Raw genomic sequence first — 15,044 nt, 5'->3', positions numbered from 1 at the left:
TCAGTCCTCTTCCACGACGGGTTGGGACAGGAAGCCGTAGATATCGAAACGAACGTCGAGTTGGCCATAACCTCGGCTACCGCGCCGACCCGCGCGATCTGCGGGAACCCGTTGGTTGATGATCAGATTATCGACGAAAATCAGCGGCACATTGTCTTCCACTTCATAGAGGATACGCGTGAGGTCCGGCAACGGACAGTTCATGCGCACATTGACCGTCACCTGCTCGAAACGTTCCGGTTCGCTGTCGGGACGGTTGGTCGTCGATTCGATCCGGCACAGGTCGGCGTCGTCGGCCTCGCGCTGAATAATGTCACGGAGACGACGGGTGAGACCGGCCGCCGCTACATTGAAGTTGGACTCAGGCAGGAACAATGCACTGTCGAGCCGTTCAGCCTGCAATTCCTCCAATCGCCCCTCCAGGCCGGGCCGACGGGCCACCGCCGCCTTGAATCGGGCGGCGCGCTCTTCGAGCGAATCGACCTGGTTCGCCAGGTCGACATGGCGCATAACGAACCAGTGAAACCCGATGAAATAGACCAGCACCAGAACGATCACCAGCAGGCTGATAGCAAGGGGACGGTTATTCTCCAGATTCGGCAGCAGCTGCACGCTCGCCTCCTGTCGTCTCGATGCGGGCGCGGGCGTTGAAGCGCTCGCGGCCACTGCCGGGGTCGATGCTCACTGAGCCCCGAAACTCGGCCTCACCCAGCAATTTGGATTCGTTGATCATCTCGATCAGTCGCTGCGCCTGGTCGGCCATACCCTGAAGCATCAGTTCGTCGCCCTGCATCCGCAACTGCATCAGCCAGATGTCATCGGGCAGGATTCGCGTGATCTCGTCCAGTACTCTCACACTCACCGGCTGGCGACGCCGGTGCTCGGCCAGGAAATTGGCCGCCGCCAGCGCATCCTGCAGTTCGGTCTGCAGCGTCAGCACTTCATCGGCCTCCTGGCGCAACTGTTCAACCTCGGTCTCCAGCCGTTCGACGCTGCGCTCGTGCAAGAACAGCGATTCGACCATCACAATGGCCAGCACCACAACCAGGCCGCCGACAAGCAGCCAGTTGATGCGCGCGCGCCGGTAGACGTGACGCGGGCGCTCGGCCAACGGCATCAGGTTGAAACCTTCGCAGTCAGGCTGATCCTCATCTCCGCCCAGGCCATCGACAGCGTGGGGGCGGATACCGACGGCAGCCAGGCGTTCAAGCAGCTCATCAACGCGCGTACGCAAGACCAGGCGCAGATCCACCTTCAACAGCCCCCGGTCGGCATCGCGCTCGCGAACTTCATAGTCGAAGTACACCTGGTCGGCGGAAAAAGGGGTGAGCTGGTCGAGCTGGTAGCGCAGCGACTCGGTCAGGTTGGTTTCCACCGCCAATGGAAGCTCGACCGGACAGCGAAGCATGTCCTCGGCCGGCAGGCAAAGCCGGATTTCAGGCTGCCCGTCCTCGAAGCCGTTGATCAGTTCCTGCCAGCGATCGCGTAGCAGCCCCGCATCTTCGTTCGGGCCGAAGGTATCGCGGTGTTCGGGCGATTCACCACCGACCCAGACCTCGAACCCGCGGCTTTCGGCTCCGGGCACCAGCCACAGCACCGGCCGCGGCGGCACCATGCGGGTGCGCAGAGAATGTGGAAACAATCCGGCCAGCTCACCGCGCCACCACTTTAGAAACCCGGGAAGCGGGCCGGCGCGGTAGCGGGCAGCGACGCTGCCCCAGTATTCATTGATGGCACTCTGATTCATCGATCCTCGACATTGTCACGCCAGCGCAGCACACGGAAGGGTCGACCGCGCTGGTCGCCTCCGAGTTCAATCGTGGCCTGTACTTCGCTCCAGGTGCCCGAGTCAAGCGTCGCCCGCGAGCGAATGCTAAAGGTACGGCCACCCCCTTGCAAGCTCACCGTTTGGCCATCGGGCAGGAAAAGCGCCTGCTGGTCGCGCGGATGAAACTGCCGCCTTTCTTCGACGAAAGCGGCCGCATCCTCGGCACTGATTTCCGGGTTCGCGGCCAACACATCCGCGGAGGCGAATGCGGGGTTGATGCGCCCACCGGAATGAACGGTCAGCATCGGTTCGAGTTCCCGAAACAGTTCCCAGCTCATGCCGATGACCTGCTGGAGTTCATCGACCGATCCGAACTCCTCATTCGCCGGGCCGTAAGGATACCCGGCAGACTCGTATTCGACCAGTTCCGCGCCGTAGGGCCGGGGAAGCTCGTCCTCGTCTCGCCAATCCTCGATGGCGTCGGCAAGATACCACGCCTCGATCTCGTCCATGCCGCGCGAGATGAACAGATTGGTCAGCTCGTCCGCCGAAGCGCTGTTGATATCGATCTTGCCCGACTCGTCGGTAATGAGAACTTCCACCTCGGAGCGGCCGAACTCAATGGTGTAGGCCCGACCGTCGGGCACCCAGCGCGTCTCCACGTCGGAATTGCGCATTTCGAAGGCCGCACGATGGACCCCAGCCTCGGCCGCGTAACGCGCCCGGGTCGTGTCGAACAAAAAGCGCGCTTGCAGGCTTTCTGTCCGCGCCAGCACGGCGTACGTGCCGACCACGATAGTCAGCAGCACCAGGATCCAGAGCACGACGACCAGCGCGATGCCCCGCTGACGACCCGACTCGGGGATCATCGATTCCTCCCCCGCCCGCGGTTTTGCGGCCTCAGCATGTCGCTGGCGCGCTCGATGGTTCGCGTGCGGCGCGAGCCACCACTGTCGACCATCACCGGCGCGACCAGGTCTGGCCAGACCAGGCCGCGATCGGAATCCAGATCGAGCAGCACGCCAACCGCCAGCGGAAGACGGTCGGGCTCTTCCCAGAGGTCGGTCCAGAAGGTTTCGCCAGTATCCGGTTCGTAGTCGAGGAAAATGAAATCGCCGCCGCCCAGGTCCTCCATCAACACCCGACCATCGGTGGTCTCACGCAGGGCGCCGTCCTCGTAGCCGTTGAGCATGGCGTAGTAGTAAACCAGTTCGAGCCCGTCAGGGCCTCTCTCCAGCCGAAACTCCTGCACGTACGGGCCACCGTAGCTGAGATAGCCTGGCATAGGCGAGACGAATCTCACCCGGTCGCCTTCGCCCTCGAAACGCACGGTCTCGCCGTCCTCGAACTGCTCGATGACGAGCGAGCGCGTCTGCATCAATTGTCGGCGCATGAACTGCTGGACCACGCGCAGGCGATTGTTCTGCTCGATGACTTCTTCACCGGAGCTCGTGGCGCGCACGCTGGCGCGGAAACCACCGTAGGCCATGGCCATGATGATCGACACCAGGGCGATGGCCAGCAGCACCTCGATCAGGGTGAAGCCGCCTTCGCGTGTGCGCGAAGGCGTCCCGGACCCTGATCCGGGACCTCCTTCAGACCGCTCCCACCGCCGGTGCGAATGTGATCCGGGACCCACGGGACGCTGCCGCAACGCGCGCTCACCACGCTTGCCGAGCTTGAAGAACCGGCCGATTCTCACTGCCGTCCTCCTCCGCCCGACTGTTGCTGCCGCTCTTCCCAGTAAGTGTCCACCGAACGCAGAGTCTCGAAGGTGGCCTGCCGGCGCCCCTCCGCCCACTCGACCGTAAGAATGACGTGGTAGAGGGCGATGGGCAGTTCCTCCTGCAGATCGAGGCCCCGCTCGTCGGCGACCTCCGTCTCGCGCACATCCATCCTCCAGGTGAATTCATCATTGAAGCGCCCCTGCGTCACCCCCGGCTCGATCATCTTCTCCAGGCCCAGCACGTCGAGCTTGGACTGTGCCCACAGGGCCGCTTGCGTGTAATCGCCCGACATGCGCGTATTGCCGACCGAGGTCGACAGAATCTGCAGCACCACACCGAACAGCAGGGCGAAGACCATGAAGGCGGCCATGACCTCGATCAGGGTAAATCCGCCCTGCCGGCCGGGCCGGCAGGGCGTCCCGGACACCGATCCGGGACCTTCCTGAAGCGGCCGTCGCTCAAGCATCATCCGCCCCCCGCTTGATGCTGACCTCGCCGGTCAACCATGACACTTCCACCTCCCACGTCCGCTCGCCGGCCTGCAATTCCACGCTGCCGCCGGTCGATGCACCATCGGGGTAGAAGCGGATACCGCCAGCATTCTCGCCGGTCAGCTCCGACCGCGCGGTGTTGATGGTGATATCAAGGCCATCTGGAATCTCGACCGAATCCCGCGCCGCCGCCGTCCAGGTCTTCGCATCGGCATCGACTTGAAAAACCTGCTGCTGGCGCTTGATGATGGCCTGGCCGCGGGTATGCCGAATGCCGGCCACCACCTCGCGCGAGGCATTGCGAATCTCCGCCCCCTGAATGGAGCGACTGACCGAAACGCCGACCACTGCAAATAGCAGCGAAACGAGTATCATCACGACCATCAGCTCGAACAGGCTGAAGCCGCCCGCGCGACCCAGTCGCGCGGGCGTCCCGGACAAGCGAAGCGCAGATCCGGGACCTCCTTCAGCATGGCGCATGACCAATTTACGTCGCACGTATCCCCCAGACGCGTGGGAATCTATCGCCCGGGATTGCCCGACTTGAATCAGAAATCTCGGACGCAACTCAATCCCAGTTCTTGATATCGGCGTTCGCACCCTCGCCGCCGGGTGAGCCGTCAGCACCGTGCGACCAGATGTCGAACGAGCGGTGCTCGCCCGGGTAGCGGTACTGGTACGCGTTGTCCCAAGGATCGTTGAGATTTGAATCATTAACGTATGGGCCGTTCCAGTTATTGGCGTTGCCCGGCTTTTCCACCAGTTCGCGCAACTCCTGGGGCGGGCGCCCATTGTCCAGGTAGAACTCGTCGACGGCCATCGACAGGCGCTGCACCTCGGCATCGGCGGCGCGAAGCTTGGCGTCTTCACCGCGCTGCATGATGTTGGGCACGACCAGTCCGGCGATCAGGCCGAGAATGATGAGCACCACCAGCAGTTCAATCAGCGAGAAGCCTGAACTGTTTGCAGACTTGTACATTGCTTTTCCTCCAGCCCCTTCGGGCGTTATGTTCCTGAAATCTTTTTCGAGCGCGGCCATCAGGCCACGAGTTCGTTAATACTGAGAATCGCCATCAACACCGACATCACGATCACGCCGATCAGCACCGCCAAGCCCAGGGTCAGCGCCGGCACCAGCAGCGACATGAGCCGGTCGATGGTGGTGCGCACTTCGCGGTCGTAGGTATCGGCGACCTTGAGCAGCATGTCGTCGAGTTTGCCGGTTTCCTCGCCGACGTTGACCATCTGCAGCGCCAGGCGCGGGAAATGATCGTTGGCCGCCAGCGCCCTCGCCATGGGCGTGCCGGTCTTGACCTGTTTGGCGGCCTCGGCCACGTCATCGCCGAGCACCGTATTAGTCATGACATTCTTGGCGATGGAAAGTGCCGACAGAAGCGGTACACCGTTGACGAGCAAGGTGCCGGTGGTGCGAGCCAGGCGCGCGGTTTCGATCTTGGCGATCACGTCGCCGATGCCCTTCATCCGCAGGAAACGCAAATCCCAACGCCGGCGCGAGGCCGGCCGCCGCATCTGGCCGCGGAACCACAAAAGCACGAGCAATACGGCGCCGAGCATCGCCCACCAGTAATTCTGCAGCGCCGCGCCGACGGCCATGACCACCTGCGTGAGAAACGGCAATTCGCCGCCGAATTCCTCGAACATGGGCGTGAACTGTGGAATGACGTAGCCCATCAGCAGAATCAGCGAGGCAACGGCCAGCACCACCAGCAGCGCTGGGTACACCATTGCCGAAATGACCGAGTCCTTGAGCTCCTTGGAGCGTTCCAGGTATTCGGCCATGCGCGAGAGCGTCTGGTCAAGCGAACCGCCGATCTCGCCGGCGCGCACCATGTTGATGTAAAAGCGCGAGAAAACGCCGTGACGCTCTTCCAGCGCTTCGGACAGGGAACCGCCCTCGCGAACGCGGTTGCGAATTCGCTCGACGGTGCCCTGCACGCGCTCGTTTTCGGCCAACTCCCCCAGGATGCCGAGGGAGCGATCCAGCGGCAGCCCGGCGCTGAGTAGCGTCGCCAACTGCTGGGTGAGGTCGCCGATCTCCGCCTGCTTGAGCCCCTGCCGCCCCCGAAACAGCGCCGTCAGTCGAAAGCCCGAGCCCACTTCCTTGGCGGACACGGGAATATTGCCCGACTCCTGCAGATGGGCAATCACCAGGTCCTTGCTCGGCGCATCCATCTCGCCGGTCATCGTCTCGCCGGCGGGGGTGACGGCTTTGTATTCGAAAAGAGGCATCAGATTGCGGTGGATTCTTTGGGCCTGATCGAAGGCTGCGGTCGCGGTGCCGATCGGCTTGTGCTTCGTGAATCGTAAATCGTAAATCGTAAATAGACCGGCACCCGAGCGCGTGTAGCCGACTGCACGGCAATAGGCTTCGCCTGCACCAGGGGTGCTACCTCGAAAAACCCGAATTGAACGTTCGCATCACTCACAGACTGCCTCTATTCACGATTTACGATTCACGTAGCAATTCCGCAAGGCCCTAGCCGCTGGCAGTGCCCAAGAGGGTCGACGCCAGCCACCTTCCACGGCCGTCACGCCTCCTGCGTCACCCTCAACACTTCCTCCGCCGAAGTAATCCCCTGCACCGCCTTCATCAGGCCGTCTTCGTACATGGTGCGCATGCCCTCGGCGCGGGCCTGTTTCTCGATCTCGGTCGAGGTGGCGTGCTTCATGACCATGCGGCGGAGTTCTTCGGTAATCACCAGCAGTTCGTGGATGCCGGTCCGGCCGCGGTATCCGGTCGGGCTGGCTTCGGAGGTGCCGGGGCGGTAAAGCCTGATCGGCCGCTCGTCGGTCAGCTGCTCGAGGCCGAGCTCCTCGATCATCTCCGGCAGCACCTCGTAGGCCTCTTTCGTTTCAGGGTCGAGGCGGCGCACCAGACGCTGGGCCATGATGGCGTTGACGGTGGATGTCAGCAGGTAGTCTTCCACGCCCATGTCGATCATTCGCGTCACGCCGCCGGCCGCGTCGTTGGTATGCAGGGTCGAAAGAACCAGGTGACCGGTGAGCGCCGACTGGATGGCGATCTTGGCGGTTTCGAGGTCACGCATCTCCCCGATCATGATCACGTCCGGATCCTGGCGCACGATCGAGCGCAGCGCGCGGGCGAAGTCCAGCCCGATGGAGGACTTGGCCTGAATCTGGTTGACACCCTCGAGCTGGTATTCGACCGGATCCTCGACCGTGATGATCTTGCGCTCGGGCGTGTTGAGACGGCTGAGCGCGGTGTAGAGCGTGGTGGTCTTGCCCGACCCGGTCGGGCCGGTCACCAGGATGATGCCGTGCGGCACTTCCAGCTCATGGATGAAGTTCTCCTGCACGTCCTCGGCAAAACCAAGACTGGCGAAGTCCAGCACCACGGCCTCGCGATCGAGAATACGCATCACCACCGATTCGCCGTGCGCGGTCGGTACGGTCGACACGCGCAGGTCGAGCTCCTTGCCGCCGACGCGATGCATGATGCGACCGTCCTGCGGCAGGCGGCGCTCGGCGATGTTGAGCCGCGCCATGATTTTTACGCGCGAGATGACCGCAGCGGTCGAGCGCGCCGGTGGTGCCTCGACTTCCTGTAGCACGCCGTCGATGCGGTAGCGTACCTTGAGGCGGTTCTCGAACGGCTCGATGTGGATGTCGGAAGCGCGAGATTCGACCGCGCGCTGGAGGATCAGGTTGACCAGGCGAATGACCGGCGCTTCGGAGGCCAGGTCGCGCAGGTGTTCGACATCTTCTTCATCGTCACCGCCATCACCCTCGCCGCCGAGGTGCTCGGCGATCTGGCCCATGGCCGACTTGCCGCCGCCGAAGTAACGCTCGATGGTGTTGTCGATCTCGGAGGTCACACCCACCCGCGGCTTGACCTCGCGGCCGGTCGCCATGCTGAGTGCGCGCAGGGCGAACTCGTCGCAGGGATCGGCCATGACCACATCGAGCGTGTCGTCGTCGATGTGCACCGGCACCAGGTGCTGCTGCTTCATGTAGCGCACCGAAATCGAATCGATCTGCGGGCCGGACTCCGGATAGTCCTTCTCGCTGACCATCGGAATGTCGAGCAGTTCGGACTGGGCACGGGCCAGATCACGCTCGGAAACCAGCCCCAGGCGCACCAGCAGGGTCAACAGGTTGCCGCCGTGCTGCTCCCGATAGGCCTTGGCGCGCTGAAGATCTTCCTCGCGCAGGCGCTCCTGCTCGATCATCAGCTTGCACAGGTCGGCAGCCCGATCCTCGAGGTGCTCGCCGATGCTCGGAAGCAGTTCGGTTTCGTCGGTGGCGGTAAGCGCTTCGGTTTCCATAATCACGTCTCAAACAGACAATGCTCGGCTGCGTCGGTTCAGCGTGGCCGACTTTGCACGAGTTGCTCGATGAAAGGGCGGTTCATGAGAATCCAGGCGGCGATCGGAATCACGCCCGGAAACATCAGATAACCCAGCTGATAACACAAGGCGATGGCCGTCGCCGATAGATTGCTCGATTGCACCGCCGTGGCGGCTTCCGGGCCCATCAGAAAGGCCATGTCGCGCCAAACCTCCCAGAATACACCCCAACTGGTCACCAGGGTGACGATAACGAAACCGACGATCAACTGCAGGAGGCGGCGAAGCCCGCGCATGGGCGTGGCCATGACCAGCCCGAACAGCAGCGCCAGTCCCCAGGCATAGATCATCGGGTTGATGTCGAGATTGAGCGCCGCGGTCCGCCCTTCGACCTGCTGCGGCAGAATCACGGCCGTTTGCACCTCGAAACGGAAGCCGAGCTGGACTACCCGCTCGAACACATCCGGATAGAAGCCGGTCAGCAGCCATTCCACCAGGCGCGACGTCGGAAACATCAGCCCGCTGGCCATGAAGAACCAAAGGAAGAAGCCCAGGGGCAGATACAGCGCCGCCAGCAGGAACATTTCCTTGATCGGATTGCCGGACGAAGTCGCTTCCGCCCCGGCTTCTTCAGTGCGTGCTTGTTCCCGTTCCCGCTCGCTCATCGCTTTCGATTCACTCCAGCCACAGCCTTGCATTGTGAAACATCTTCATCCAGGGTGAAAGTTCGCCCCATTCCCGTGGCGCCCAGGAAAAGTTGACCGCGCGCAGGAGGCGCTCGGGATGCGGCATCATGATGGTGACCCGCCCGGTTGCGCTGGTCAGTCCCGTGATGCCGTCGGGCGAACCGTTCGGATTGTCGGGATAGCTCAGCGCAGGCGCTCCATCTTCCCTCACATAACGGACGGCGACGGGCAAATCCGCCATCGGGCGCTCACCCGGTTGTGCTCGTCCTTCGCCGTGCGAAGTGACCACCGGCAGCCGCGAACCGGCCATGCCGGTGAAGAAAATCGACGGACTCTCCTCGATCGCGACCTGGCTCAGCCGGGCCTCGAACTGGCGCGAGCGATTGGCCACGAAGTCCGGCCAGGCCGCCGCGCCGGGAATGATTTCGCGCAACGCCGAGAGCATCTGGCAGCCGTTGCACACGCCGAGGGCAAAGCGGCCGGAATCTTCGAAGAAGGCCTGGAAGGCGTCGCGAAGCGATTCGTTGAACAGGATGGAACGCGCCCAGCCCTGGCCGGCGCCGAGCACGTCGCCGAAGGAAAACCCGCCGCAGGCGGCCAGGCCGTGGAAATCGGCCAGTTCCTGACGACCGTGCTCGAGATCGCTCATGTGGACGTCGACGGCCTCGAAACCGGCCGACATGAACGCACGCGCCATCTCGCGCTGGCCGTTGACGCCCTGCTCGCGCAGGATGGCGACACGCGGCCGGGCGCCGGTATTCACGGCGGCGCTCGCCGGCGGCTCGAACGTCAGCTTCGCATCCAGTCCGGACCGACCGAAATCAGTCATCGCTTCGAATTCCTCGTCGGCGCAGGCGGGATGGTCGCGCAGGCGCTGCATGCGATAGCTGGTCTCGGCCCAGCGCCCGGCCAGGTCCGGCAGGTTGCGCCGGAAGACCTCGCGTTCGCCGGCTGAAATTTCCAGTCGATGCCCACCGGCGACCTCACCGATGATCGATGTTCTTTCACCCAGTCCGGCACGCGCCAGTTCCGATTCCACTTCCGGCAGCTCGGCGGCAGCCACCTGCAGGACCAGACCCAGCTCCTCGTTGAACAGTGCGGCCATCGGATCGTGCTCGTCCGCCCCGAGATTCAAGCGCAGACCGCATCGGCCCGCAAGGGCCATTTCCAGAACAGTGGTGAACAGGCCGCCGTCGGAACGGTCATGGCAAGCCAGGATTCTTTCCCCGGCCACGAGCTTCTGCACGGCATCGAAGGCCGACTTGAGCGTGGAGAGGTCGTCGACGTCGGGCACGTCGCCCAGCTGGCGCGAGTAGACCTGCGCCAGGGCCGAACCGCCGAGACGTCGGCGACCCAGATCGATCAACACCAGGCGGGTGTCAATTTCGGAACGCAGTTCGGGCGTCAGTTGCCGGCGCACATCGGGCACCGGCGCAAAACCGGTGACGATCAGCGACACCGGCGCGGTCATGCGCTGTTCCTCTCCGCCGTCGTTCCAGACCGTCTGCATCGAAAGTGAATCCTTGCCCACGGGAACGGACAGATCGAGTTCCGGGCAGAGGGCGGCCACGGCCTCGACGGCTTCCCGCAGCGCCGCGTCCTGACCGGGCGCACCCGCGGCCGCCATCCAGTTGGCCGACAGCTTGATATGGGAACGATCGCGTACGGCAACCGCAGCCAGGTTGGTCAGGACTTCACCCACGGCGACTCGCGCCGCGGCGGCCGAATCGTGAACGGCCAACGGCGTGCGCTCGCCCATGGCCATCGCCGTACCGGCGTATCCGTCGTATTCGAGCAGGGAAATGGCACAGTCGGCCACAGGCACCTGGTGCGGGCCGACCATCTGGTCGCGCACGCTCAAACCACCAACTGTGCGGTCACCGATGGTGATGAGAAACTGCTTGCTGCCCACCGACGGCAGGGACAGAACCCGATTGACGGCATCATCCAGTGTCACGCCGTCGAGCACCCCGGCTTCCGGCACGACGCGCTCGGTTACCGCATCGCGATGCATGCGCGGCGCCTTACCGAGCAGCACTTCCAGCGACATGTCGACCGCCGGCCTTGTGCCTTGGCGATCAGCCAGCACGAGTTGCCCATCGTCGGTTGCTTCGCCGACATCGGCCCAGGGGCAGCGTTCGCGCTCGCAAAGCGCCGCAAAACGGTCAAGATCGGCCGGCGCCACCGCAAGGACGTAGCGTTCCTGCGCCTCGTTGCACCAGATCTCCATGGGCGAGAGCGCCGGATCATTGGTCGGAATATCGCGCAGCTCGAGACGTCCGCCCACGCCGCCGTCGTGAAGCAGTTCCGGCAGCGCGTTGGACAGGCCGCCGGCACCGACATCGTGAATCGACTTGATGGGGTTGTTCTCGCCCTGCAGCCAGCAGCGATCGATCACTTCCTGAGCACGGCGCTGCATTTCCGGATTGCCGCGCTGCACCGAGGCGAAATCCAGGTCGGCATCGGATTGCCCCGAACTCATCGATGATGCGGCGCCGCCGCCGAGGCCGATCAGCATGGCCGGCCCGCCGAGCACGATGATGCGATCACCGGCGGCAAGGGCCTTCTTGTGCGTCTGTCCCTCGGCAATCATGCCGCTGCCGCCGGCGATCATGATGGGTTTGTGGTAGCCCCACAGGCGCTCACCGATGCGCGCGCTGAAGGTCCGGAAATAGCCAAGTAATACCGGACGGCCGAATTCGTTGTTGAAGCGCGCCGCACCAATCGGGCCGTCGCGCATGATCTCCAATGCCGAGGCCATACGGTCGGGTTGTTCCGGAGCGTTTTCCCAGGGCTGCACCCGGTCGGGTATGTGCAGGTCGGAGACGGAAAACCCGCACAGAGCCGTGATCGGTCGCGCGCCGCGGCCGGTTGCGGCCTCGTCGCGGATCTCGCCGCCCGAGCCGGTCGCCGCGCCGGGATCGGGTGAAATCGCCGTGGGATGGTTGTGCGTTTCGACCTTGATCTGGATATGGGCGCGGCCGGGTTGATGGACGTAGGCCGGGCTTTGCGGTGATGTGGACAGGATCTCCACGTCGAACCCTTCGATCACCGCGGCGTTGTCGTCGTAGGCCACCAGCGTCGCATCCGGTGTGGCTGCGTGGGTGCTGCGAATCAGGCCGAACAGGGAGCCGTCGACCGTTTTCCCGTCGACGCTCCAGCTGGCGTTGAAGATCTTGTGGCGACAGTGCTCCGAGTTGGCCTGGGCGAACATCATCAACTCGGCGTCGCTGGGATCCCGGCCCATGCGCCCGTAGGCGTCAACCAGGTAGGTGATTTCGTCGTCGCTCAGCGCCAGTCCGAGTTCGCGATTGTGGACCGACAGGGTCGCGGCGGCATCGGCACCGAGTTTCAGCACGCCCAGCGGCGCGGGCGCGCGTTCGTCGAACCAGCCCTGCAGGGTGTGGAGGTCATCGACCACCATCTGCGTCATGCGGTCGTACAGGCGCCGCCTGGCAGTGGGCACCAGGTCCGCAACCTCGATGCCTTCGAAGTCGAACAAGGTGGCGTGCTCCAGGCGTGAGAAAGCCGCCAGGTCACAGCGCCTGAGAATATCGCCGGCCTTGCTCGCCCAGGGCGTGACCGTGCCGGGGCGCGGCACGACCAGGAGTTGTCGGGCAGAAAGGGTGTCGCCTTCGAGCGGCCGGGCCGACAACAGGGAAAGCAGGCGATGGCGCTGCGGCTCATCCGGCAGGCATTCGGAAGCAACCAGGAACAACTCCCGGGCCCGCACTTGGATCTTGCAGCCTTGCAGTGCGGACAGTTCGGCGGCGAGTTGGGATAAACGAAACGGCGGCAGGGAGTCCCTGCCGAGCAGGACAATCATGCGAGACCCCGCAAGAGCGCTCAAGTCAGCGCGCCATTATAGGGCAGGCGACGGCCTGAATGCCCGGGCCGTCTGTACGCCCGGGCGAGCGAGCTCACTCGCCGGGAGTCTGGGCCTGCGAGAGCGAGTCCAGGCGCTGCCGAAGCTGCTTGGGCGGCACGTAGCCGGGAATCATGTTGCCGTCGGGCGTAACCATGGAGGGGGTGCCGGTCACACCGAGCGCCTGGCCGAGCTGGTACTGCGCTTCGACCGGGTTTTCACACTGTGCTTCGGCCGGCTGACTGCCCGCCTTCGCGGTATTCATGGCACTCTGGCGATCTTCGGCACACCAGACCGAGACCATGGTATCGAAGGTCTTCGAATCCACGCCCGAACGTGGAAATGCGAGGTAGTTGATACGGATACCCTCGTCGATGTACTCGTCGATCTGCTCGTGCAAACGTCGGCAGTACCCGCAGTCGGTATCGGTGAAAACCATCAATTCGTAGTCAGCATCCTCCGGACCGAAAGACACCATGTCCGCCGCATCCAGGTCAGCCAACTGGTCGCGTCTCAGCACCGTCTTGGCGGCGTCGGTGAGATCCTTCTGGGTATCGAGGTCGATCAGTCGGCCCTGCATCAGGTAACGGCCGTCGTCGCTCATGTACACAATCTCGTTATTGAGTTGCACTTCCATCACGCCCGGCATGGGTGTTTCGGCGATCGCCAGCGTCTCGATTTCCGGCACCAGCGTGCGAACGCGCTCTTCGATGGCCTCCTGGTCCGCCGCCACTGCCAGTCCGGTCAGGGCCATGCCCAGGGCCGCTATCAGTCCCGTCAAGATCTTCATTCGTTACTCCTTGGAAAATTCATGTCAGTCAGGCTTCAAACGCTATCGCGCATGATAGCCGAGTGTCGCAACTGGATGGTTGGATCGCGAGCGTGCCAACAAGTTCGCCGGATTGTCCTGCAAGTTTTCATCCACGGCCCCGTCAGCCGCGAGGATGATGGCGCTCGTGCAGGGATTTCAATCGCGCCCGGGAAACGTGTGTATAGATCTGCGTCGTAGCCAGGTCAGCGTGGCCGAGCAACATCTGGACCACGCGCAGGTCGGCGCCGTTGTCGAGCAGGTGGGTTGCGAAAGAATGTCGCAAGCGATGAGGGTGCACCGGTTGCCGAATTCCGGCGCGCACGGCGAGCTGGCGAATTCTGGCCCAGAGCGCCTGGCGCGACAGCATTCGTCCGCTCTTCGACACGAACACCCAGTCGCCCTGTGGGCGAAGTTTCGTGCGAACCGAAAGCCAGCGCTGGATGGCAGCACAGGCCGTCTCGCCCAGGGGCACCAGGCGTTCGCGCCCGCCCTTGCCGAGCACGCGAACGATACCTTGCCCAAGGTTCAGGCGTGAGAGGGTCAGCCCGGCGAGCTCGGAGACCCGCATACCCGTCGCATAAAGGGTCTCCAGCACGGCACGATCGCGCAAGTCAAGCGGGCTGTCGCCGTCCGGAGCGTCCAGCAGGGCCTCCACTTCGCTTGCAGTCAGCGTGCCGGGCAATGCACGCGGCCGCCTGGGTCCGTCAAGGTCGAGCATGGGATCCCGGGCGATTTGCCGCTCGCGCGACGCCCAGGCAAAGAACTGGCGCAGGCAGGAGAGCTGGCGAATGATACTGCTGGTGCGTGCGCCAGAGCGCATGCGGCCAGCGAGAAACTCGAGAATATCAGCCCGGGAAATCCCGGCCACGGGGCGGTCGACCCGCGCCAGAAAATTCGCGAGATCATGTCGATACGCGTCTGCTGTCGCCGGCGCGATACCGCGTTCGGCCCAGTGCGTGTCGAGAAAAGCGTCGATCAGGCGATCGACTTCGGCTTCGGAGCGGGCTGCGGGGGCGGCGGCAGGCGCCACCCCCGGGGACTGTCCCTTTTCGCTCAACCTTTCCCGGTCAGGCGGTTAAGCGTTTTACGCGCCGCCGACTCAACCTCGGAAAATCCCGAGCGTGCAGCAGTCCGAAGCTCTTCAACCAAGGCCCGGCGCTGGTTGATCTGGTGACTGGCAAGATCGTACAGCGCGTCGCGCAGTTGATCGGCCGCGGCGAGCACTTGCGCCATGTCACCGTCAAGAGCGGCTGACTTCTTGGAAGCCTTCTTCTTCTTGGAAGCCTTCTTCTTGGAAGCCTTCTTCTTGGAAGCCTTCTTCTTGGAAGCCTTCTTCTTGGAAGCCTTCTTCTTGGAAGCCTTCTTCTT

14 protein-coding genes are annotated in these 15,044 nt (G+C 63.6%); all 14 read right to left on the bottom strand.

Annotated features, from left to right (window positions below):
- The gene (gene gspM, locus ACDC66_RS12275) at positions 1–612 is read right to left on the bottom strand and encodes a type II secretion system protein GspM (protein ID WP_376697022.1); all 612 of its coding nucleotides are present in this window, start codon (positions 610–612) and stop codon (positions 1–3) included.
- On the bottom strand, positions 584–1,747 hold the full coding sequence (locus ACDC66_RS12270) for a PilN domain-containing protein (RefSeq protein ID WP_376697021.1): 1,164 nt from the start codon (positions 1,745–1,747) through the stop codon (positions 584–586). The genes gspM and ACDC66_RS12270 overlap by 29 nt, the downstream gene beginning before the upstream one ends.
- Entirely contained in the window at positions 1,744–2,637 is an 894-nt protein-coding gene (locus ACDC66_RS12265; RefSeq protein WP_376697020.1) for a type II secretion system minor pseudopilin, read from the bottom strand. The genes ACDC66_RS12270 and ACDC66_RS12265 overlap by 4 nt, the downstream gene beginning before the upstream one ends.
- Positions 2,634–3,470, bottom strand: a complete 837-nt coding sequence (locus ACDC66_RS12260) for a prepilin-type N-terminal cleavage/methylation domain-containing protein (protein ID WP_376697019.1) — start codon at positions 3,468–3,470, stop codon at positions 2,634–2,636. The genes ACDC66_RS12265 and ACDC66_RS12260 overlap by 4 nt, the downstream gene beginning before the upstream one ends.
- The gene (locus ACDC66_RS12255; protein WP_376697018.1) at positions 3,467–3,964 is read right to left on the bottom strand and encodes a type IV pilus modification PilV family protein; all 498 of its coding nucleotides are present in this window, start codon (positions 3,962–3,964) and stop codon (positions 3,467–3,469) included. Before ACDC66_RS12255 ends, ACDC66_RS12260 begins: the two co-directional genes overlap by 4 nt.
- Positions 3,954–4,427 (bottom strand): GspH/FimT family pseudopilin, encoded by a 474-nt coding sequence (locus ACDC66_RS12250; RefSeq protein WP_376697017.1) that lies wholly within the window; start codon positions 4,425–4,427, stop codon positions 3,954–3,956. The genes ACDC66_RS12255 and ACDC66_RS12250 overlap by 11 nt, the downstream gene beginning before the upstream one ends.
- A 127-nt stretch (positions 4,428–4,554) precedes the next feature.
- Complete coding sequence (gene gspG / locus ACDC66_RS12245; RefSeq protein ID WP_376697016.1) at positions 4,555–4,965, bottom strand: type II secretion system major pseudopilin GspG; 411 nt, start codon at positions 4,963–4,965, stop codon at positions 4,555–4,557.
- Positions 4,966–5,024: 59 nt separating this feature from the next.
- On the bottom strand, positions 5,025–6,236 hold the full coding sequence (locus tag ACDC66_RS12240) for a type II secretion system F family protein (protein WP_376697015.1): 1,212 nt from the start codon (positions 6,234–6,236) through the stop codon (positions 5,025–5,027).
- A gap of 299 nt (positions 6,237–6,535) precedes the next feature.
- Positions 6,536–8,293 carry a type II secretion system ATPase GspE gene (gspE, locus tag ACDC66_RS12235; RefSeq protein ID WP_376697014.1) on the bottom strand — a complete coding sequence of 586 codons (1,758 nt, stop codon included), beginning with the start codon at positions 8,291–8,293 and terminating at the stop codon, positions 6,536–6,538.
- A gap of 38 nt (positions 8,294–8,331) precedes the next feature.
- The gene (locus ACDC66_RS12230) at positions 8,332–8,979 is read right to left on the bottom strand and encodes an exosortase H-associated membrane protein (protein ID WP_376697013.1); all 648 of its coding nucleotides are present in this window, start codon (positions 8,977–8,979) and stop codon (positions 8,332–8,334) included.
- Positions 8,980–8,989: 10 nt separating this feature from the next.
- Positions 8,990–12,826 carry a phosphoribosylformylglycinamidine synthase gene (purL, locus tag ACDC66_RS12225; protein ID WP_376697012.1) on the bottom strand — a complete coding sequence of 1,279 codons (3,837 nt, stop codon included), beginning with the start codon at positions 12,824–12,826 and terminating at the stop codon, positions 8,990–8,992.
- Positions 12,827–12,920: 94 nt separating this feature from the next.
- Positions 12,921–13,655, bottom strand: coding sequence for a DsbC family protein (locus ACDC66_RS12220; protein ID WP_376697011.1), 735 nt, complete (start codon positions 13,653–13,655; stop codon positions 12,921–12,923).
- A gap of 142 nt (positions 13,656–13,797) precedes the next feature.
- A complete protein-coding gene (gene xerD, locus ACDC66_RS12215; protein WP_376697010.1) occupies positions 13,798–14,706 on the bottom strand; it encodes a site-specific tyrosine recombinase XerD in 909 nt (302 codons plus the stop codon).
- A gap of 23 nt (positions 14,707–14,729) precedes the next feature.
- Positions 14,730–14,909, bottom strand: coding sequence for a hypothetical protein (locus ACDC66_RS12210; protein WP_376697009.1), 180 nt, complete (start codon positions 14,907–14,909; stop codon positions 14,730–14,732).
- Between the last annotated feature and the right edge of the window lie 135 nt (positions 14,910–15,044).

The sequence above is a fragment of the Wenzhouxiangella psychrophila genome, assembly GCF_042310375.1.
GTDB lineage: Bacteria > Pseudomonadota > Gammaproteobacteria > Xanthomonadales > Wenzhouxiangellaceae > Wenzhouxiangella.
The sequence above is the reverse complement of the archived record's forward strand: the minus strand, read 5'-3'. Positions and strand labels throughout refer to the sequence as shown.